We start from the raw sequence: 16931 nt of genomic DNA, 5'->3' as shown, positions 1-16931 counted from the left end.
GATGCTGCAGTGGCAAATGGCCAAAGTGCGAAACGGATTCACTCGCCGCCGAACAGCGCCGTCCAGTAGATACCGGCATCGCTCTGCGGATCGTTGGCGTAGGCAGCGCCTAGTTCGCTGAACGCCGGGTTCATGATGTTGGCGCAGTGCCCGGAGCTGGCCAGCCAGCCCTCGACCACCCTGGCGGTGCTATCCAGCGCCGCCGCGATGTTCTCGCCGACCTTGCTACCGCCGTAACCCGCCAGCTCCGCGCGGTCACCCGGCGTCAGGCCGTCGCGCCCCTGGTGGGCGAAGAAGTTGCCGTTGGCCATGGCCCGGCTGTGGCTCTCGGCGGCGCTACCCAGCTCGGCATTCCACACCAGCGGCGCGGCAGCGGCAAAGCGCTGGTCACCGCATTGGCGCGCCTCGGCGCTGGCCGAGTTGATCAGCAGCAGCAGACTTTCCCCCTCGGTCTGCCAGGTTTGCAGACGCGCACTGAGCAGCGGCCTTGCCAGCACGATGCGCCAGTCACGATCCTGCTGGCTGACACCGATGTCGATGAATTGCGGATCGAGCAACACACGACAGAAACTCTCGCTCAAGGCCTGCATGGCCGCCTGCGCATTGCGCGGGCCGGAGAGCGTGATGGCTTGTACGTTGACCAACGGATAACCGGCCGCGCTCAGCGAATCCTGCAGATCCCCAGTGCCATTGGCAGGCAGGATCAGGCGTGGGTCGTTGGTCAACGGCGGCAGTGGCTCGGAGGCCTGCACGCCGCAGCGTTGCACCTCGCTGCGATAGCTGTTGATCGTCTCGATCAGCGCAAGGTCCTCAGCGGCCTGAGCCGCGCCCCAAAAGCCCATCAGCAGCAGCGCCAACAGGCAGCGTTGCCATCCGCATATGTCCTTTATTGTTGTCATACCGTCCTCTCCCAACTAACGTCGTGATTCTGACGCAATTTCCGGCGCAGGATCATGGCCGGTTTCCTGGTCCCATCGAACGCCCGCATGCACTGGCATCGCGGCCGAACGGCAGGGTTCCTGCATGACGCCATCTGCCGTCATCGAACAATTTGCGCACTTGCCTCTCCCGCTGAGAACACTGATGCCCGGTTACTTCGCCAAGAACGAACAACATCGTCGCCTGGTGCTCAAGGCCTTGCTATGGATCACCTTGGGCGGTGGTTTGTTCTTCTCCGTGGTCAATCTGCTGCACGACAACTGGCTGCTGGCCGGTCTGGAGATCGGCTACGCCGCTGTGTCGCTGTATCTGCTGACCATCGTCGACCGAACGCACAACTTGCAGCTATTGACCGCGGTTTACCTGCTGCCGTTCTTCAGCATCATGATTTTGGCGCTGGCTCAGACCCACACCACCTTCGCGGTGTTCGCCTGGATACAGTCGATTCCGATCATCTGCTATCTGCTGCTGGGGCTGCGTCTGGGCATGTACGGCTCGGTGCTGTTCGTCGGCATCGGCCTGTTCGTCTTCAGCCGGCGGTTTGCCTCTGATCAATTGCTGCAAAACATCGAGATCATTGCCAATCTTGGCCTGGCCAGCCTGGCAGTGATGATTTTTGCGCACATCTACGAGCGCAGCCGCCTTCTAAACGAGCAGCGTCTGACCGATCAGGCGACTACCGATTCCCTCACCGGTCTGCCAAACCGGCTGAAGCTGGCCGAGGTATTCGAGCGCGAGCGTGCCCATGCGCTGCGCAATGGCACGCCGCTCTCACTGGTATTCGTCGATATCGACCACTTCAAGCAGATCAACGACCGCTTCGGCCACGAGGTCGGCGACCGCGCTCTGGTTCACTTCGCCGCGGTGCTGGCGCAGCGTTTGCGGGTCAACGATCTGTTCTGCCGCCTGGGTGGCGAGGAGTTTGCCGTACTGCTGCCAGGCAGCACGGCGACGCAAGCTCGAGAAATCGCCGAAAGCCTGCGCGAACGCCTGGCGGCACAGCCGCTGGCGGTGAATGAGACCACGCTGCGCATGACCCTCAGCGCCGGCGTGGCCTGCTTAGGGGGGGACGGGCAATCACTGGACGAGCTGATGCTGGCGGCGGACAGGCGCACCTATGCGGCCAAACGCGCCGGGCGTAACCGGGTGATCACCCGAGAGGACGTAGAGCCCGTTCTGGACTGAACGGGTGCGGATCAGACGTAGATGCTGACCCCACCCTTCTCCTGCAGCCACTGACGATAGGTCTCCAGCGAGTCGGTCTGCTGGTCGCCGTTGTAGCCGGAGATGCGCACGCTGCCCTCCATGCCGGCATCCACCATCTTCTGTACCTGCGCCAGCAGCGTGGCTGCATCGTCGCGATCGAGTTGCATCACGTCCGGCAATCGAATCACCGAAGGGGTCGCCGGCTGGCTGTCGCCAGTGGGCTGCACGGCGTTGCGGGGTTGCGCCGCGCCGCCATTCATCGCCCGCAGCAGTCCGCCATCACTGCGCGCCACCACCTGCTGGGCGAAACGCCGCAGGTCGGCCAGCGGGTCCTGACTGGCCTGGTCGCCGGTGTCGCCACTGCCTGCGCTCGAGCGATTGTTGAGCTGACTGCCGTAGTAGCTGAGCATGGCAGGCATGCTGTTGTTGATACTGGTCATGAGGCCTCCGCGAAATCCGTTCGCCTCATGCAAAGCAGATTCCGGGCCAGCCACTGCAGGCCCGTGATTACGCGGGTTGCGCATCCTTTCGCGGCAGCGGCTTGCCACCGCGGGGCAAGGTTTTGCCTGTGCCGGTCAACCCAACAGGTCGACCATCACCGCATTGCTGTAGATCAGGCAGCCATCTTCGGCACTGTAGCCGACCAGATGAAACTGGCCCCGCCTCTCTTCGCCGCCGATGTATACGCGCCATTTGCATTCGCTCAGCGGGCCGAAGCCATTGGGCATGGTCAACTCCAGCGTCTGCATGTCGGCGTCAATCATCGTGTCTCTGAGCCCGCTGCGTTGCAGCTCTTCCTCGGCCCGTTCCAGGCGCAGGTGCTCCGCCTCGCTGACATAGAACTGCAGGGTACCGATGGGGATAGATTTGCTGTCGTTGTCGGCCTTGCGCCAACCGTCGATGCTCAGGGTGTTCATCCGCACGCCTCCTCAGTGAAACCCGAGTTCAGGGCACATGCCCACTTATAGAAAATGGGACAAGCCAGACACCTAAGAACTCCAGGCAAATGGACGAACGGACTACCGTTTGCTTGTGGAAGCGATTGCGCTAGGCTCTGCACCTTCATTGATAGGAGGTACTCCCATGGCCCGCGCCACTGCCCGCCACATCCTGGTTGCCAGCGAAGACAAGTGCAACGAACTGAAAGCCGCCATCGAAGGCGGTGCCGACTTCGCCCAACTGGCCAAAGACAATTCTTCCTGCCCGTCCGGCCGCAGCGGCGGCGACCTGGGCTCGTTCGGCCCCGGCCAGATGGTGAAGGAATTCGACACCGTCGTCTTCAGCGCGCCGGTCGGCGTGGTGCAGGGCCCGGTGAAGACCCAGTTCGGCTACCACCTGCTGGAAGTCACCAGCCGCCAGGACTGATCTGACTAGACCGAAGAGTCGCCTGCGCGGCTCTTCGGTTCAAGTACCCCGCTCGTGACCGCAGCGCTCATCCGGTTCAGCATCTCGTGACGCCTTGTCGACTCACGTCGACGCCAGCCATCGAGCAAACGCCCGCAAGACTGAGCCTGTCGTTGTAGGGTGCGACGTGCGCACCAGAGCTTCAGGCAGTATCGGGTCACGATTCAGAAAGCGGTGCGCACAGCGCCCCCTACCGCAGTGTCGGCTCGCGCTGACGCCAGCTATCGAGCAGACGTCCGCCCCAGACGTTGATCAGCAGCCCGGCCATGACCAACGCCGCACCGACCATCTGCAGGCTGCCGAGGCGCTCGCCGAGCAACAGTGCCGAGGAGCTGATACCCACCACCGGCACCAGCAGCGAGAACGGCGCCACCTGGCTGGCCGGATAGCGCGAAAGCAAGCGACTCCAAAGCCCATAACCGAGGATGGTCGCGCCGAACGCCAGGTAAGCCAGTACCAGCAGTGAGTCCAGACTGAGCGTGCGCAGCGACTGACCGATCAGCTCCGGCCCTTCCAGCCACAGCGACAGGGCCAGAAATGGCAGCGGTGGAATCAGGCTGCCCCAGACCACCAGGCCGACCAGATTGACCTTGCCCAGCTTGCGCGTGACCACGTTGCCCAGCGCCCACATCGAGGCCGCCGCAATGGTCAGGGCGAAGCCCGCCAGGGTCATCGCCTGCCCGCCCTGCAGACCGATCAACACCAGACCGCTGGCCGCCACCAGCAACCCGAACAGGTTGCTGCGACGCAGCCGCTCGCCGAGAAACAGCGCGGCGAAGAACAGGGTGAAGAACGCCTGCGACTGCAGCACCAGCGACGCCAGGCCAGCCGGCATGCCGACATACATGGCATAGAAGAGAAAGGCGAACTGCCCCACTGAAATGGTCATGCCATAGGCCAGCATCCAGCGCAGCGGCACCTGCGGCCGCCGCACGAAGAGGATCGCAGGAAAGGCTGCGAGCATGAAGCGCAGGGCGCCCATCAGCATCGGCGGCATGCCATGCAGGCCAACCTTGATCACCACGAAGTTCAGCCCCCAGACGACGATCACCAGCAGCGCCAGCAGCAGATCCTTGGGTGTCATGAGTGCAAACCTCAGGTTGAGTGAGCCGGCATTAGAGCAGCCTCCCCCCAACAGCAGAAAGACACAGAGGCCGAGGAAAAAAGCCACACAGCCACTGACGACTGCTAACCTGCGCGCTTTTGTAGCGTTATGCCAAGCCGATGACTCTGCACGATTTCCTTCTGTTCGCCTTGCCGGCAGTGTTTCTCACCGGGCTGTCCAAGGGCGGCTTCGGCGGCGCCCTGGGCGGCATCGCCGTGCCATTGCTGGCACTGGCCACTTCGCCGAAACAGGCGGTGGCGGTGATGCTGCCGATTCTCTGCCTGGCCGATGTGGTGGGCCTGAAGGCCTACTGGGGCAAATGGGATATGGCCAATCTCAAGGTCATGCTGCCGGGTGCAGTGATCGGCATCGCCATCGGCTCGATGACCTTCGGCTTGTTCGACGAACGCGCCATCGGCCTGCTGATCGGCGCCATCGCCATCACGTTCGTCGGGCTCGGCCTGGTGGTTGGCAGCCAGGCGCCACGGCCGCTGCACAAAGGGCGCGGCACACTGCTGTCGAGCCTGGCCGGCTTCACCAGCTTCGTCGCCCACGCGGGCGGCCCCCCGGTGATGATGCACCTGCTGCCGCAGCAACTGGACAAGGTGCGCTTCGTCGCCACCATCAACCTGTTCTTCCTGCTGACCAACGCCGCCAAGCTGTTCCCCTACGCGGCGCTGGGCCAGTTCACCGAGGAAAACCTGCTGCTGAGCCTGATGCTCGCGCCCATCGTACCGCTGGGTGTATGGAGCGGCCTGTGGCTGCAATCGCGCGTCAACCACTTGTGGTTCTACCGCATCGCGCGGCTGGGCATTCTCATGGCGGGTGTGCAACTGATCTGGCGCTACCTATAGATCCCCCGCCCCTGGGGTGCGCCGTGCGCACCGCTTTCTGGATCGTGACCCGATACTGCCTGAAGCCCTGGTGCGCCCAACTACCCACGCCGGTTCAGGGCTCGATCACCCGCCACAGCTGCGGCCACTCGCCGGGGTTACGCCCCGCACAGCGGTTCAGGAAGCTGAACGAGGCCAGCTGAAAACGCTCGCCATCGAAGCGCCAACTACCCGACTCGCCGCAATCGGCAATGCCACGTCCCTTGTGCAGGTATGCCAGCTCGCCTGTCTGCGGCTGATAACTGACCCAGCCGGATAACCCATCGTGCCCCAACGGCAGCGGATCGATCTGCATGTCCTGCTCTACATACGGCGACTGACGGCTGACGCGATAGACCGCGAAATCGCAGTTGTAGGCCGCACACCAGGTACGAATGATGACCAACGCCTCGCGCTCGTTGAGTGCGAAGGCCTCGGCCTCAGGCTCGTCTGTCATGCCCTCCTCGAACCACTGGTTGCGAGTCGCGGCCATCAGGTGCCGGGCGATGTCACGCTGTTCGACTTCGCTCAGTGGCGCAGCGCCAGGATAGGCACGCAGACGTGGCGCCTGCGGCGGCGCCGGCACCTCGCTGTCAGGGCGCGTACCCGACCGGTACAACGCCGTGCGGGTATCCTTCCGCCCCTGCACGGCATCCATGAGCAGCAATGCAGCGGACAGCCCACTGAGCGACACCACCGCCTGGTGCTCGCCATCGCCTGCCATACGCAACTGCGCACCATTACGCAATTCGGCCAGCACGACCTGGGCATCGGCCCCCTCGGCCGCCAGCAGTGTTTCACCATCCTTGTCCACCAGGCGCAGGCGCCCGGCACTGGATAATGCGTGACCATCGAGCTGCAGCGGTGCATATCCACCTCGCCCCGCATAGTGCAGCGACAACGCCAACGGCGCCTGCGCACCCGCAGCACGCTGCAGATGAAGACTCAATGGCGTGTAATCAAAGCCTTGCGTGGCACTCAGCGCCTGGCATGCCCGCAGGTTGTCGCAGGCGATCACCCAATCCTTGATTTCCCGGTACAGCGGCACCTGCTCGGGTGCTGCCTGGACCATTCCCGCCGCCAGCAGCAGAGCCGAGATCAGCATCCGACGCGACATGAACAACTCCTTTTGATGATTGCGCAGGGCCGTCATGTTCCCTGGCCCGAGCAAGCCAGGCAAGCGCCATCACAACCCCAGCAATTCGCGCAGCTCACGCGCGGTGGGCATGCGCGCCGACACACCGCTGTTGAAGTCGAAGGCCTTGGCGCTGGCCAGCGGCCCGACGATCACCGGATCGAAGCCGGCATCGGTCACCAGACGCGCCGCCACCTCCAGCGCCGCCTCGTCATCTGCGGCCAGCGGGATGGCCAGCTTCTCGCCGCTGCGATGGGCCTGGCTACACAGGTTGTGCGCAGAAATGGCATTGAACGCGCGTACCAGGCGCACGCCTGGCAGAAACTGCTGCGAGGCCAATCCGGCGCCCATCTCGACCGCCGCCTCGGCCATCGGCCCGTCGCGTCCCGGACGGGGATTACCGGCGTCCAGCACCACCTTGCCAGCCAGCTCAGAGGCGTAGTCGCGCCCGACCTGCGGCGTCGCGCCGTAGGGTACGGCCAGCAGAATCACCTCGCCAAAGGCCGCCGCCTCACGCGGGGTGCCGACGCGGGCACGCTCGCCCAGCTCACTGGCAAGCGGCTGCAGGCGTTCGGGATTGCGCGAGGAAATCATCACCTCATGCCCCGCTTCGACCCACAATCGCGCCAGCGCGCCGCCGATATTGCCGGTGCCGATGATGCCGATACGCAAGGCGTCCGCGTGTGCCAGCACTGGGGCGCCGCCCAGCAATACCAGCAGGCCGAGCGTGGCGGCGAAACGCTGAAGTAAACGGGGCATGGTGAGTTCCTCGAGCGAGTGACGACGAAGACCAAGCATAGAAAAACCGAACAGCGTGACGACCCACGATTCGCAACAGAGTGTTGCCCGCCAGCTATGCTTGAAAGGCGATATCGCATTGCAGTCGGCTACAGGGGCCGAGGAGGTGGCAGTGACCCGAACGCATCCCCCCAGTCAATGAACTGCTTCCCGGAGGCGCGACCATGAGCAAAAGCATGGATTCACACAAAGAAGGCAAGAAGAAACCGCTGAAAACGGCGCATGAGAAACGCATGGCCAAGCGCGAGAAAAAGCACGGCCAGACCCTGCTCGGCAGCCACTCACCGGACGCCTGAGTTCCAGCCTGCCGGCGCAGCCTCGCTGCGTCGGCCCTCCACCGCCGCCAACACCCTCCAGGAAATTGCGCGTGCCGCCGGCGCCGCAAGGCACTAGAATCCGCAGCCTAAGTGATCGTCCGGCCGCCTCTGCGCACCGCGACACCCTCTCACCTATCGGCCAGGAGACCCCAGATGGGCGCCCAGTGGAAAGCCAAACCCAAAGAAGCCGCCGCCAATGCCCGAGGCAAGATCTTCGGCAAGCTGGTGAAGGAAATCATGCTCGCCGCGCGTAACGGCGCCGACCCGGACATGAACCCCAAGCTGCGCCTGGCCGTGCACCAGGCCAAGAAAGCCTCGATGCCCAAGGACACCCTCGAGCGCGCCATCAAGAAAGGCGCCGGTCTGTCCGGTGAAGTGATCAACTACGAGCGTACCCAGTACGAGGGCTTCGCCCCGCATCAGGTACCAGTGATCGTCGAGTGCCTGACGGACAACGTCAACCGCACCGTGGCCGAGATCCGTGTGCTGTTTCGCAAGGGCCAGCTCGGTGCATCCGGCTCGGTCAGCTGGGACTTCGACCACGTTGGTCTGATCGAAGCCAGCAGCGAAGAGGGTTCCGACCCGGAACTGGCCGCCATCGAAGCCGGTGCCCAGGACTTCGTGCCCGATGACGAGGGCTCGACCCTGTTCATCACCGATCCGACCGACCTCGACGCCGTGTGCAAGGCGCTGCCGGAGCAGGGTTTCACCGTCAACTCGGCCAAGCTCGGCTACCGCCCGAAAAACCCGGTAAGCAGCCTGACGCCGGAGCAGATGGAAGAAGTCGAAGCCTTCCTCGAGGCCATCGACGGCCACGATGACGTGCAGAACGTTTACGTCGGCCTGGCCGGCTGATGTTCGCCGGGCGCCCTGATCCGGCGCCCCTGTCAGGCACGGCTTCCAGCCCCGTAGGCGCACCGCCACGGGGCGAGGCTTGGCAACGTGCGTTGTCCGGTTTCGCCAGAGACGCCATCAGTTCATTGCTTGCCCCATGACAACCACCCTGCATATCGCCGCCGCCTGCCTGTTCGACGCACGAGGTCGTCTGTTGCTCGTGCGCAAGCGCAACACCCGATTCTTCATGCTGCCAGGTGGCAAGCGTGAACCGGGCGAAGACGCGCTGTCGGCGCTCGAGCGTGAGCTACTCGAGGAGCTGGAATTACAACTGGGCCCAGACGCCCTGCAACCGCTCGGCCAGTTCCAGGCGCCCGCCGCCAACGAGGCCGACACCTGGGTGCAGGCGGACATCTATCGCGCCGTCCTGCCCCACGCGGTGCAGCCGGCCGCCGAGTTGGAAGAGCTACGCTGGCTCGATACCACCTTACCCCTGCCTGATGACCTGGCACCGCTGCTGCGTGATCAGGTGCTGCCGACTCTGCAGCGCCTGCCATCGCTGTAGGGCCGTCGCCAGCGATATCAAAAACCGCTCCCGGCCGTTTCTTGATCCACGACAACGCGGGTGACAACGCCAGCGATTAGGCTGCGTCGATAACCAGAACCATTCGTTTTGCGTGCAAACCCCACAGGACTCCGAGGTTTGCCATGAGTATCAGCTCAGCCCATATCTGCCAGGCCGCCGACCAGTTGCAGGGCTTCGTCGGCTTCAATGCCAAGACCGGCCAGTACCTGCTGCGTTTTTCCGAAGACAGCTTCGGCCTCGACGTGCCAGCCGAAACCATCACCCCTACCTGCGAATACGTATGGAGCAGCGCCGAAGGCGAACTGATGCGTCTGGATCGCCAGCGCCTGGCCTGGCTGCAGGAACAGCGCATCGACGACCGGGTCAACCTCAGCGAACCGCTGCGCATCTACCTGCGCCGCAGCGACCTGCCGGAAATCCACGCCGAACGCCGGCGCCTGACGCCGGCCTGAGACGTGGCGTGTCTCGGTGTATTCGGTGCGCGCGGCGCACCCTACGAGTGGTGCACTGGCGATGCGCGGCACCTTAGGGTGTCGCGGGGCCACCCAGGCCGTGCGCACCACCCCACCGTGATCACAACGGCGGGGTGCCCCCGCCCTCCGACACGACCGCGACCCCGCAGGGCGGGGGCAACCCGCCATGCCGGTTCTGTCGGGCGACGCGCGCCTCAATCTGGACGGTAAATGGCTGGTGCGCACCAACGCGGGCAGCGCATCAAAGGTGGGCGACGCGCCCGGCTCAGCCCAATAGCCGCACCGCGACAGCGCCAAGGCCCACGCCGATCAGCAGCAATACGATGCCACCCAGCCAAAGCTTGCCCGCACTATTCGCAGTCGCCACGACAACAGGCGCGGGTTTGGCCTGAGCCGCTCGCAGCGGATTGGCCGCCGCCGACGCAGCCCTGGCACTGGCGCGCGCCACCTGCGGCACAGGGGCGATCTGCGTGGCGCCGCCGCCAGCCGCCTTGGCGGCCAGCGCAGGCGGCAGGTCCGCCACGCGCATGAACTGGGTGGCATCCTCGTCGGGTGCATCGCTCACGCTCACCTTCGGCCCGATCACCAGCAGCGTTACAGTGCCCATCTTCAACTGATCGCCCGGTTGCAGCACGGCGGTCCTGACCTTCTGCTGGTTGACCAACACGCCGTTGGCCGAGGCAAGGTCCTTGACCTCCAGCACGTCGTCCTTGAGAAAGAACTCGCAATGCCGGCGCGACAGTTCCAGATCGCTGAAGCACAACTCGCACTTGCTCGAACGGCCGAAGGTCATCGAGCCGTGCACATGAAACTTGCGCCCCTGGTGCTCGCCCTGGATCACCTGCAGAAACCAGCGCGGCGCCGCGGCCTCGGGCCTGGCCGCGCTTTTCGCCGGGTCGACCAGCTGCAGTTCGACGGTGCCCAGTCGCAGGCGATCGCCGTCGCGCAGCTGAAAACGGGTACCGACGCGCTGATCGTTGACCCAGGTGGCGCCCTGGCCGGCATCACTGAGGTAGTAGTAGCCGTGATCCTGACGGATCTCCGCGTGGAAGCTGGCGATTCCAGCATCGCCGAGCACCAGTTGGTTACGGCTGTCCTGGCCGATGGTCAGGCGCTCGTCGGTCAGCCAGACCGGCGCTTGGCGGTTATCCAGGAACTGCAGTCTGAGCATCGTGGTCGCCTCGGATCAGTCGAATAGGTTGTTCAGCAAGCGCTTGATCGGGTTCTGCTGGGCCGGCTGCGCGCTGCGTGGGCGATTCGCCGCCTGGCGCACGCGCTGTTCGTGGCTGTCATAGAGGGCCAGCAGCCGTTCGTTGTCGGGCTCTGCCTCGAGGCCCTGCTTGATCTGTTCCAGCGCCAGGTTGTATTCACGCCGCGCATAGGCCGCTTCGCTCTGTTCGATGAAACGCTGCGCCACGCGATTGATGCCAGCCAGGGCCAGCAGGTTGTCAGGCTCCCAGCCGAGCACCTGGCGAAAGTAATGCACTGCACTGTCGTCCTCGGGCAGGATCAGCAAGCCCTCGCCCAGGCGTTGCTCGGCCAGGTCGAGGTACTGCTGGATGCGTGCCTGCAGCACGCGCTGCAGGCCGTCGCTGGCCTGCCGGTTGTCTGCATCCAGGGCCAGCGTCTGGCGAAAATAGTAGTCGGCGTTGTCTTGCGCCGGGGTCAGCAGGTGCCCCTCGCTCAAGCGCGTTTCAGCCAGCGCGAGCAGCCCGGCGATGCGCTGCTGCAACTGCCAGTAGTAGCCGCCCGCGCTGCCCATGCCGAGCAACAACAGACCGAGCACGGCCCAGGGCAGCCAGCGCCGCCGGGAAGGCCGAGGCGGCAGGCTGACGGCCGGGCTCAGGCGGGTCTGGTCCTGCTCGAAATCCTGCAGCTCATCGAGGCTGGCCAGCAGCACGTGGCAGTCGGCGAAGCGATCTTCCGGGTCCTTGGCCAGCATGCGGTCGAGTAGCCACTGCAACTCGCCCAGAGGCTCCGGCAGCGGCGGCGCCTCCAGCTGCAACTGGTTCATCAGGGTCCGGGTGTAGTTGCCGCCGCGGAAGGGGTTATGCCCGCTGAGCATCTCCAGCAGGATCACGCCGAGGCTATAGATGTCGCTGCGTGCGTCCAGCGCCTGACATTGCGCCTGCTCGGGGCTGCTGTAAGCCGGGCTGCCGACGGCGATGCCGGACTGGGTCAGTTCGCTGTCGAGCCGCAGCTCCTTGGCCACGCCAAAATCGCTGAGCACGGCGGTACCATCGTCGCGAAAAAGGATGTTGCCGGGCTTGATATCGCGGTGCACCAGGCCCTTGTCGTGTACCAGCGCCAGGGCGCTGGCGATCTGTCGGACGATGCGCAGCGCACGCGCCGGCTCCAGGCGCTGCCCCTTGAACTGGGCCAGATCGCCGCCCGCCAGGTATTCCATGGCGAGAAAGTGGCGGCCATCGTCCAGTTGGTCGATGCGGTAGATGGTGATGATCGAGGGATGCTGCAGGGAGGCGACAGTATGGCCTTCCTTGATGAACCGCTGGGTGAAGGCGGCGTCTTCACGATGCAGCAGCACCTTGAGCGCCACCTGGCGCTGCAATGCCTGCTCGGTCGCCAGATAGACCTCAGCCATGCCGCCTTTGCCGAGGCGATGATGAATGCTGTAACCGGGTACGCTGATGGAAGGCTGGCTCATGCGGCTCGACTGGCGCTCAGGGTTGGAGGGACTTGAACAGCTTGCGCAGCAGACCGGGGGGCCGCGCTTCGTGGGGCTCGGCAGCCGGGCCAAGGCCCAGGACGATGCAACTGATATTGTCTCTGCCGCCATGGCTATTAGCCAGCCCCACCAGTTGCTCGACCATCGTTTCCAGCGTGGCCGCTTCGGCGCAACAGTGCTGGATGGCCGCGTCGTCCAGCTCGTTGGTCAGCCCGTCGCTGCACAGCAGCAGCAGTTCGTCCGGCGCCAGCCGGGCGCGCAGCAGACCGACATCAGGCATCTGCCCGACCTGTCCCAGGCACTGCAGAATCACGTTGCGACGCGGGTGCTCACGCGCCTCCTCGGCGCTCATCTGGCCAGCATCGACCATGGCCTGGACCCAGCTGTGGTCGTGACTGAGTTGCTCGATATGTTCGCTGCCGACGCGATAGGCGCGGCTGTCGCCGACCCAGGCCAGCTCGAACTCCTCCCCGTCCAGGCGCACGGCAACCAGGGTGCTGCCCATGCCAGCCTCGTCCGCAACGGGCTGCGCCGCCGCTACGATTGCCAGATGGGCGGCATGCACCGCTGCAAGCAGCTCCTCGCCCTGCTGCACGGCGCCCACCAGTTCCTCCAGCGCCAGGGCACTGGCCACCTCGCCACGCTCATGCCCGCCCATGCCATCGGCCAGCGCCCACAACCCCAGATCGGGACGGCAGGCCAGGGCATCCTCGTTGTGCGTGCGTACCTGGCCGGCAACGCTCTGCGCAGCGAACACCACGGATACGGGGAAAGGCTGAGACACGCGGCGAATCCTTGAGCAAAATGCGATTGTCCATGATGCGGCGACGCGAACGAGCTGTCACCGCCCGCCAGGTCGTAAATGCGCAACCGTTAACCAAAATGCGATGGTCAAATAAGCCGCCACTGAATCCATGATCACACCGCACTTTCGCCATCTGCCCCTGCAGCTACGACCTCTGGTCGACAAGTTCTACCGCGACCACCGCTCGCCGATGCGCAGCCAGACGGGAGATGAACTGTGGGTGGCGCAAAGCGCCAGCCAGATCGTCGCTGCCCTCAGCCTGCGTCCACTGGCGGGCGGGCAGTGGCTGACCGGCCTGTTCGTCGCCCCTGCGCTGCGACGTCAAGGCGTGGCGGCTGCGCTGCTCAGCCACAGCCTGGCATTGCATCCCGAACCCGTCTGGCTGTTCTGCCATCCCGAACTGCGCAGCTTCTATCAGCGCCTGGGCTTCGAGGACTGTCAACGCCTGCCGGCCGAGCTGGCCGAACGACTGACCCGCTATCAGCGCAACAAATCGCTCATCTCGCTGCGCATCCACTGAGCGGCCTGTCGCCCTGGGCAAAAATACTGGCACTTTGCTCAGGAATGCCCCTTGCCATTCGCGGTCAAAGCTCTGCATGCTTGTTCCATAACAACGAAAAGAAACGCTATGGCTACCCAGACCGCTCGTTTGCTGAAGCGCCTGCGCAACGATTTCCAGCTGTCGATCATCACCCTGATGGGGCTGTTCGGTGTCATCGGCATCTCGCCCTATGCCATCTACCGCTTGCTCCAGGGCAACTATCTGGTCGGCATCGCCGACACCATCATCGTTCTGTCCACGCTGTTCGCCGTGCTCTATGCCTGGGTTACCCGCGACACGGTCAAGCCCGGTATTTACCTGGCGGCCGTGTTCTCTGTCGGCGCCACGCTGATCGCCATCAACCTGGGGGTCAACGGCCTGTTCTGGATCTACCCGCTGATCCTCTTCAACTTCTTCATGGTCACGCCTGGCAAGGCCCTGCTGGCCACTGCACTGGTGCTGGTCAGCCTGGTCAGCCATGCCCTGCTGGTGCCCGGCAGCGTGTTCGAAAGCCACTACCAGATGGTGTCGTTCCTGGTCACCTGCATGATGGCCAGCGTGCTCAGCTTCATTTTCGCCTTCCGCACCCGTAACCAACGCGACCAGTTGCAACTACTGGCCATTCATGACCCGCTGACCGGCGCACGCAACCGCCGGGCGATGAACGAAGAACTGAAGATCGCCATGGCCAGCCATCGCCGCCACAGCGACAGCTACGGCCTGCTGGTAATGGATCTGGATCACTTCAAGCAGATCAACGACCGCTTCGGTCATCACGTTGGCGACCAGGTGCTGGTGGCCTTCGTCGAGCTGATCAAGCGCTGTTCACGCAAGGAAGATCGCTTGTTCCGCTTTGGTGGCGAGGAGTTTCTCCTGTTGCTGCCCAATACCGAGCTGGCGGGCCTGCAGGCCGCGGCGCAGAATCTGCTCAGCTGGGTCGCACAGGAGCTGAAAAGCCCTGGCGGCGCGGTGACCGTCTCCATCGGCGGCGCCATTCTGCACAGTGGCGAGCATTGGGAAAGCTGGCTGCAGCGTGCCGATGAGTGCCTGTATCGCGCCAAGAGCGAGGGGCGCAATCGCGCGGTGATCGCCGATGCCCCTAGCGGCCAAAACAAGACTGCCGCCAGCCACTGAGGCGTCAGCGGCTGCGCTGCTGCTGATAACTGCCACTGCCCGGCTGGCGCTCGATGATCAGCCCGCCCGGATATTCGATGCTCTGGCGGATGCCACCACGGCTTTCGCTGGAATGGCTGCCATAGCTGCTTTCCTGACGCACGCTGCCCTGCGGCAGACGCTGCCCACCGTAGAGGTTGTGCTGCTGATAACTCGACGAACCCGAGACGCTGCCACTGGCGCCGGGGCTGACGTAGCTCTTGGGGATGACGCGAATGGTCTGCGGCTGATCGGCGAACGCAACACCGGCGAACGACGCAGCCAGAATCAGTACAAGCGAGCGAATGAACATGAGCACCTCCCCTGCGGGTCAGGGCCAGACGTCAAGCGCCTGAGCCGAAATCATCATCACACCGGCTTTGACAGCAGCGCCAGGGAATTTGCAGCGCTGATACGACAAAGGGTCAGCCGAAGCTGACCCTTTGCTGGACATGGTGCCGGAGATAGGAACCCACTTTACCTCGTGGACGCCTTGTATCTTGGCAGTTTTGAAGTCGCACACCTATGACGATGTACTGATTGATGGACTTATGGAGCTCCGCTGCTGAGGCGCTCATCGATTCCCAGATAGGGAATCATACAGAGAAGTGCGGAGTTTGAGGTGTAGCGCCGGTCAGCGACACGCCTCGACAGCAGCCTCCAGCCTCAGCTCGTACCCCTTCCGCTGCAGGCGATCAGCACGCAGCGCGCGCATCTGCTCGGCAATCGAGGCGCCGATGGGCAGCACATCGACGGCGAACACTGGCCGCTGTACGCGCTCGGTGCGACACGGGACCTGCACCGGCACCTCGACCCGCACTACCTGCGGCTCGGACGGCCCATCCACCTGGCCGGCACAGCCAGCCAGAGCCAGGCACAGGACAGCTATCAGTCGCTTCATTGCGCACGCTCCCGCCGTAGCTCATCGTCGAATGCCCGGCTTGCAGCAGTGCAAGCATCGACGCCGGCCGGAGTTCGTTCCTGTAGCACCTGCTGCGCCTGCTGGTCGGCCTGTTGTGCCCTGCCCTCGGCATGATGCTGCACGTCGCGCGCACGAGTGGCACGCTCCAGCTCGGCCGCGCGCAGATCCGCCAGAGCGCCGTTCTGCTCAATCACTTGGCCGAGAAGCGTGGTGCGCGTAGTGCGGCAGGCGGCGAGCTTGCCGGCGTCATCAAGCCGGGCCGTGTGCTCTGTCTCTAGTTCGGCCTGCAGGAGGCTGACGCGGATCTGCTGACCCACAGCCAGAATCAGACCGAGCAGCACCGCCCACCCCCAGGCTGGCACCAGCTTTAGCCAGGCGGCCATCACGGCACGTCCTTGAAGAAAATGTGCCGGCCGATCTTGCGGGTTCGGGTGGCGCCCTTCACCCATGCCGGTGGCTTCTTCATAGTTGTTGAGTAGTAGTGCGTGGCACCGCCAGTCGGGTCAGGTTCATGTCCGTCAATCACTGCCACAGCTGACTCACGGCACTGCATGAACTGCGCGGCCGGGATCGGTTTATCGCCGTGCAGGTATGGGCTGTTCGGGTCGCTCTTGTTCCAGCAGCTGAACTGCCAGGGCGCTTTGCACACGCCGGCATAGCCTTCGCCCCACCAGTCCGGTTTGCCGTCGTTGTGCAGGTCCATCTCGACGCGGTTGCGAATGCACCAGCCCACGGCGACCTGGCCGCCCTGCCCTTCGCCGCGCGCCTCGCCCCAAATGGTCCGGGCCAGCACGTCGATGTCTTGTTCACGTTGGGTCATGATTTCTCCAGGCACAAAAAAGCCCGCACTCGGCGGGCTGGTTGGAAATGATCTACGCTCGTGGCTCAACCATCAGCAAGGAGCGCGACATGGGCGTAGTGATTGAGCGCAAGCAGGGCCAGGCGATACGCCTGTCGTTCGGAAGGGACATGAGCGACGAGGCCATCCTCGATCTGGTCCGCTCCGGCATAACCATCACCGTGACCGATATCGGCCGGCACGGCACCCGTGCCCGCATCGGGATCGATGCACCTGCGTCCGTCAGCATTCTGCGCTCGGAGCTGCTCGAGAAGGCGCGGGAGGATGCCTGACGCATTGCCCCTGCTCAGCGCTGAG

22 protein-coding genes are annotated in these 16931 nt (G+C 64.2%); 9 read left to right on the top strand and 13 right to left on the bottom strand.

Going from position 1 to position 16931, the window contains the following annotated elements; genetic code table 11:
- Positions 1 to 38 precede the first annotated feature (38 nt).
- A complete protein-coding gene (locus H3221_RS24055; protein WP_397428114.1) occupies positions 39 to 842 on the bottom strand; it encodes a CAP domain-containing protein in 804 nt (267 codons plus the stop codon).
- A 241-nt stretch (positions 843 to 1083) separates the two neighbouring features.
- Between H3221_RS24055 and H3221_RS24050 the strand changes: the two genes are divergently transcribed.
- Positions 1084 to 2124: a GGDEF domain-containing protein gene (locus tag H3221_RS24050; RefSeq protein ID WP_196477070.1), complete on the top strand. Its 1041-nt coding sequence runs from the start codon at positions 1084 to 1086 to the stop codon at positions 2122 to 2124.
- An 11-nt stretch (positions 2125 to 2135) separates the two neighbouring features.
- Here the strand turns inward: H3221_RS24050 and H3221_RS24045 are convergent, their stop codons facing one another.
- Together H3221_RS24045 and H3221_RS24040 are read right to left on the bottom strand one after the other, a co-directional pair.
- Positions 2136 to 2585 carry a hypothetical protein gene (locus tag H3221_RS24045; RefSeq protein WP_196477069.1) on the bottom strand — a complete coding sequence of 150 codons (450 nt, stop codon included), beginning with the start codon at positions 2583 to 2585 and terminating at the stop codon, positions 2136 to 2138.
- A 135-nt stretch (positions 2586 to 2720) separates the two neighbouring features.
- The gene (locus H3221_RS24040; RefSeq protein WP_196477068.1) at positions 2721 to 3062 is read right to left on the bottom strand and encodes a hypothetical protein; all 342 of its coding nucleotides are present in this window, start codon (positions 3060 to 3062) and stop codon (positions 2721 to 2723) included.
- A gap of 166 nt (positions 3063 to 3228) precedes the next feature.
- Between H3221_RS24040 and H3221_RS24035 the strand changes: the two genes are divergently transcribed.
- Positions 3229 to 3510, top strand: coding sequence for a peptidylprolyl isomerase (locus tag H3221_RS24035; protein WP_003462270.1), 282 nt, complete (start codon positions 3229 to 3231; stop codon positions 3508 to 3510).
- 229 nt (positions 3511 to 3739) lie between these two features.
- On the opposite strand, the gene H3221_RS24030 is transcribed toward H3221_RS24035, so the two are convergent.
- Positions 3740 to 4633: an EamA family transporter gene (locus tag H3221_RS24030; protein ID WP_196477067.1), complete on the bottom strand. Its 894-nt coding sequence runs from the start codon at positions 4631 to 4633 to the stop codon at positions 3740 to 3742.
- A gap of 140 nt (positions 4634 to 4773) precedes the next feature.
- Between H3221_RS24030 and H3221_RS24025 the strand changes: the two genes are divergently transcribed.
- Positions 4774 to 5508, top strand: coding sequence for a sulfite exporter TauE/SafE family protein (locus H3221_RS24025; protein ID WP_196477066.1), 735 nt, complete (start codon positions 4774 to 4776; stop codon positions 5506 to 5508).
- 94 nt (positions 5509 to 5602) lie between these two features.
- Here the strand turns inward: H3221_RS24025 and H3221_RS24020 are convergent, their stop codons facing one another.
- Positions 5603 to 6643 (bottom strand): DUF1176 domain-containing protein, encoded by a 1041-nt coding sequence (locus tag H3221_RS24020; RefSeq protein ID WP_196477065.1) that lies wholly within the window; start codon positions 6641 to 6643, stop codon positions 5603 to 5605.
- Positions 6644 to 6712: 69 nt separating this feature from the next.
- The gene (locus tag H3221_RS24015) at positions 6713 to 7420 is read right to left on the bottom strand and encodes an NADPH-dependent F420 reductase (protein ID WP_196477064.1); all 708 of its coding nucleotides are present in this window, start codon (positions 7418 to 7420) and stop codon (positions 6713 to 6715) included.
- Between the two features lie 509 nt (positions 7421 to 7929).
- Between H3221_RS24015 and H3221_RS24010 the strand changes: the two genes are divergently transcribed.
- The 3 genes from H3221_RS24010 (at position 7930) to H3221_RS24000 (ending at position 9648) form a co-directional block, all read left to right on the top strand.
- Positions 7930 to 8631, top strand: a complete 702-nt coding sequence (locus tag H3221_RS24010; RefSeq protein ID WP_160017393.1) for a YebC/PmpR family DNA-binding transcriptional regulator — start codon at positions 7930 to 7932, stop codon at positions 8629 to 8631.
- Positions 8632 to 8767: 136 nt separating this feature from the next.
- The gene (locus H3221_RS24005; protein ID WP_196477063.1) at positions 8768 to 9175 is read left to right on the top strand and encodes an NUDIX hydrolase; all 408 of its coding nucleotides are present in this window, start codon (positions 8768 to 8770) and stop codon (positions 9173 to 9175) included.
- Positions 9176 to 9318: 143 nt separating this feature from the next.
- On the top strand, positions 9319 to 9648 hold the full coding sequence (locus tag H3221_RS24000) for a DUF2025 family protein (protein ID WP_196477062.1): 330 nt from the start codon (positions 9319 to 9321) through the stop codon (positions 9646 to 9648).
- A 286-nt stretch (positions 9649 to 9934) separates the two neighbouring features.
- Here H3221_RS24000 and H3221_RS23995 read toward each other — a convergent pair whose 3' ends face one another.
- From H3221_RS23995 to H3221_RS23985, 3 genes are read right to left on the bottom strand one after another with little or no spacing between them, the layout of a single operon-like run.
- The gene (locus tag H3221_RS23995; protein WP_196477061.1) at positions 9935 to 10840 is read right to left on the bottom strand and encodes an FHA domain-containing protein; all 906 of its coding nucleotides are present in this window, start codon (positions 10838 to 10840) and stop codon (positions 9935 to 9937) included.
- A gap of 15 nt (positions 10841 to 10855) precedes the next feature.
- The gene (locus H3221_RS23990) at positions 10856 to 12334 is read right to left on the bottom strand and encodes a serine/threonine-protein kinase (RefSeq protein ID WP_196477060.1); all 1479 of its coding nucleotides are present in this window, start codon (positions 12332 to 12334) and stop codon (positions 10856 to 10858) included.
- A gap of 16 nt (positions 12335 to 12350) precedes the next feature.
- A complete protein-coding gene (locus H3221_RS23985; protein ID WP_196477059.1) occupies positions 12351 to 13139 on the bottom strand; it encodes a PP2C family protein-serine/threonine phosphatase in 789 nt (262 codons plus the stop codon).
- Between the two features lie 130 nt (positions 13140 to 13269).
- Here H3221_RS23985 and H3221_RS23980 point away from each other — a divergent pair, with 130 nt between their 5' ends.
- Together H3221_RS23980 and H3221_RS23975 are read left to right on the top strand one after the other, a co-directional pair.
- Complete coding sequence (locus H3221_RS23980; RefSeq protein ID WP_196477058.1) at positions 13270 to 13680, top strand: GNAT family N-acetyltransferase; 411 nt, start codon at positions 13270 to 13272, stop codon at positions 13678 to 13680.
- Between the two features lie 108 nt (positions 13681 to 13788).
- The gene (locus H3221_RS23975; RefSeq protein WP_196477057.1) at positions 13789 to 14835 is read left to right on the top strand and encodes a GGDEF domain-containing protein; all 1047 of its coding nucleotides are present in this window, start codon (positions 13789 to 13791) and stop codon (positions 14833 to 14835) included.
- A gap of 4 nt (positions 14836 to 14839) precedes the next feature.
- On the opposite strand, the gene H3221_RS23970 is transcribed toward H3221_RS23975, so the two are convergent.
- The 4 genes from H3221_RS23970 to H3221_RS23955 form a co-directional block, all read right to left on the bottom strand.
- A complete protein-coding gene (locus H3221_RS23970) occupies positions 14840 to 15166 on the bottom strand; it encodes a hypothetical protein (protein WP_196477056.1) in 327 nt (108 codons plus the stop codon).
- A 321-nt stretch (positions 15167 to 15487) separates the two neighbouring features.
- Entirely contained in the window at positions 15488 to 15754 is a 267-nt protein-coding gene (locus tag H3221_RS23965; protein ID WP_196477055.1) for a hypothetical protein, read from the bottom strand.
- Positions 15751 to 16158, bottom strand: a complete 408-nt coding sequence (locus H3221_RS23960) for a hypothetical protein (protein WP_196477054.1) — start codon at positions 16156 to 16158, stop codon at positions 15751 to 15753. The genes H3221_RS23965 and H3221_RS23960 overlap by 4 nt, the downstream gene beginning before the upstream one ends.
- Complete coding sequence (locus H3221_RS23955; protein WP_196477053.1) at positions 16158 to 16595, bottom strand: cell wall hydrolase; 438 nt, start codon at positions 16593 to 16595, stop codon at positions 16158 to 16160. Before H3221_RS23955 ends, H3221_RS23960 begins: the two co-directional genes overlap by 1 nt.
- Before the next feature lie 89 nt (positions 16596 to 16684).
- Between H3221_RS23955 and H3221_RS23950 the strand changes: the two genes are divergently transcribed.
- Positions 16685 to 16906: a carbon storage regulator gene (locus H3221_RS23950; protein WP_196477052.1), complete on the top strand. Its 222-nt coding sequence runs from the start codon at positions 16685 to 16687 to the stop codon at positions 16904 to 16906.
- The last annotated feature ends 25 nt before the right edge of the window (positions 16907 to 16931 follow it).

The sequence above is a fragment of the Pseudomonas chaetocerotis genome (assembly GCF_015712105.2).
Taxonomy (GTDB): domain Bacteria; phylum Pseudomonadota; class Gammaproteobacteria; order Pseudomonadales; family Pseudomonadaceae; genus Aquipseudomonas; species Aquipseudomonas chaetocerotis.
Note: the sequence above shows the minus strand (reverse complement) of the source record. Positions and strands in the feature narration are given on the sequence as shown.

Excerpts from the sequence above, each read along its gene's own strand:
- H3221_RS24055 (WP_397428114.1), bottom strand. The coding sequence starts at position 842 with ATGGGCTTTTGGGGCGCGGCTCAGGCCGCTGAGGACCTTGCGCTGATC.
- H3221_RS24050 (WP_196477070.1), top strand. The coding sequence starts at position 1,084 with ATGCCCGGTTACTTCGCCAAGAACGAACAACATCGTCGCCTGGTGCTC.
- H3221_RS24045 (WP_196477069.1), bottom strand. The coding sequence starts at position 2,585 with ATGACCAGTATCAACAACAGCATGCCTGCCATGCTCAGCTACTACGGC.
- H3221_RS24040 (WP_196477068.1), bottom strand. The coding sequence starts at position 3,062 with ATGAACACCCTGAGCATCGACGGTTGGCGCAAGGCCGACAACGACAGC.
- H3221_RS24035 (WP_003462270.1), top strand. The coding sequence starts at position 3,229 with ATGGCCCGCGCCACTGCCCGCCACATCCTGGTTGCCAGCGAAGACAAG.
- H3221_RS24030 (WP_196477067.1), bottom strand. The coding sequence starts at position 4,633 with ATGACACCCAAGGATCTGCTGCTGGCGCTGCTGGTGATCGTCGTCTGG.
- H3221_RS24025 (WP_196477066.1), top strand. The coding sequence starts at position 4,774 with ATGACTCTGCACGATTTCCTTCTGTTCGCCTTGCCGGCAGTGTTTCTC.
- H3221_RS24020 (WP_196477065.1), bottom strand. The coding sequence starts at position 6,643 with ATGTCGCGTCGGATGCTGATCTCGGCTCTGCTGCTGGCGGCGGGAATG.
- H3221_RS24015 (WP_196477064.1), bottom strand. The coding sequence starts at position 7,420 with ATGCCCCGTTTACTTCAGCGTTTCGCCGCCACGCTCGGCCTGCTGGTA.
- H3221_RS24010 (WP_160017393.1), top strand. The coding sequence starts at position 7,930 with ATGGGCGCCCAGTGGAAAGCCAAACCCAAAGAAGCCGCCGCCAATGCC.
- H3221_RS24005 (WP_196477063.1), top strand. The coding sequence starts at position 8,768 with ATGACAACCACCCTGCATATCGCCGCCGCCTGCCTGTTCGACGCACGA.
- H3221_RS24000 (WP_196477062.1), top strand. The coding sequence starts at position 9,319 with ATGAGTATCAGCTCAGCCCATATCTGCCAGGCCGCCGACCAGTTGCAG.
- H3221_RS23995 (WP_196477061.1), bottom strand. The coding sequence starts at position 10,840 with ATGCTCAGACTGCAGTTCCTGGATAACCGCCAAGCGCCGGTCTGGCTG.
- H3221_RS23990 (WP_196477060.1), bottom strand. The coding sequence starts at position 12,334 with ATGAGCCAGCCTTCCATCAGCGTACCCGGTTACAGCATTCATCATCGC.
- H3221_RS23980 (WP_196477058.1), top strand. The coding sequence starts at position 13,270 with ATGATCACACCGCACTTTCGCCATCTGCCCCTGCAGCTACGACCTCTG.
- H3221_RS23975 (WP_196477057.1), top strand. The coding sequence starts at position 13,789 with ATGGCTACCCAGACCGCTCGTTTGCTGAAGCGCCTGCGCAACGATTTC.
- H3221_RS23970 (WP_196477056.1), bottom strand. The coding sequence starts at position 15,166 with ATGTTCATTCGCTCGCTTGTACTGATTCTGGCTGCGTCGTTCGCCGGT.
- H3221_RS23965 (WP_196477055.1), bottom strand. The coding sequence starts at position 15,754 with ATGAAGCGACTGATAGCTGTCCTGTGCCTGGCTCTGGCTGGCTGTGCC.
- H3221_RS23960 (WP_196477054.1), bottom strand. The coding sequence starts at position 16,158 with ATGGCCGCCTGGCTAAAGCTGGTGCCAGCCTGGGGGTGGGCGGTGCTG.
- H3221_RS23955 (WP_196477053.1), bottom strand. The coding sequence starts at position 16,595 with ATGACCCAACGTGAACAAGACATCGACGTGCTGGCCCGGACCATTTGG.
- H3221_RS23950 (WP_196477052.1), top strand. The coding sequence starts at position 16,685 with ATGGGCGTAGTGATTGAGCGCAAGCAGGGCCAGGCGATACGCCTGTCG.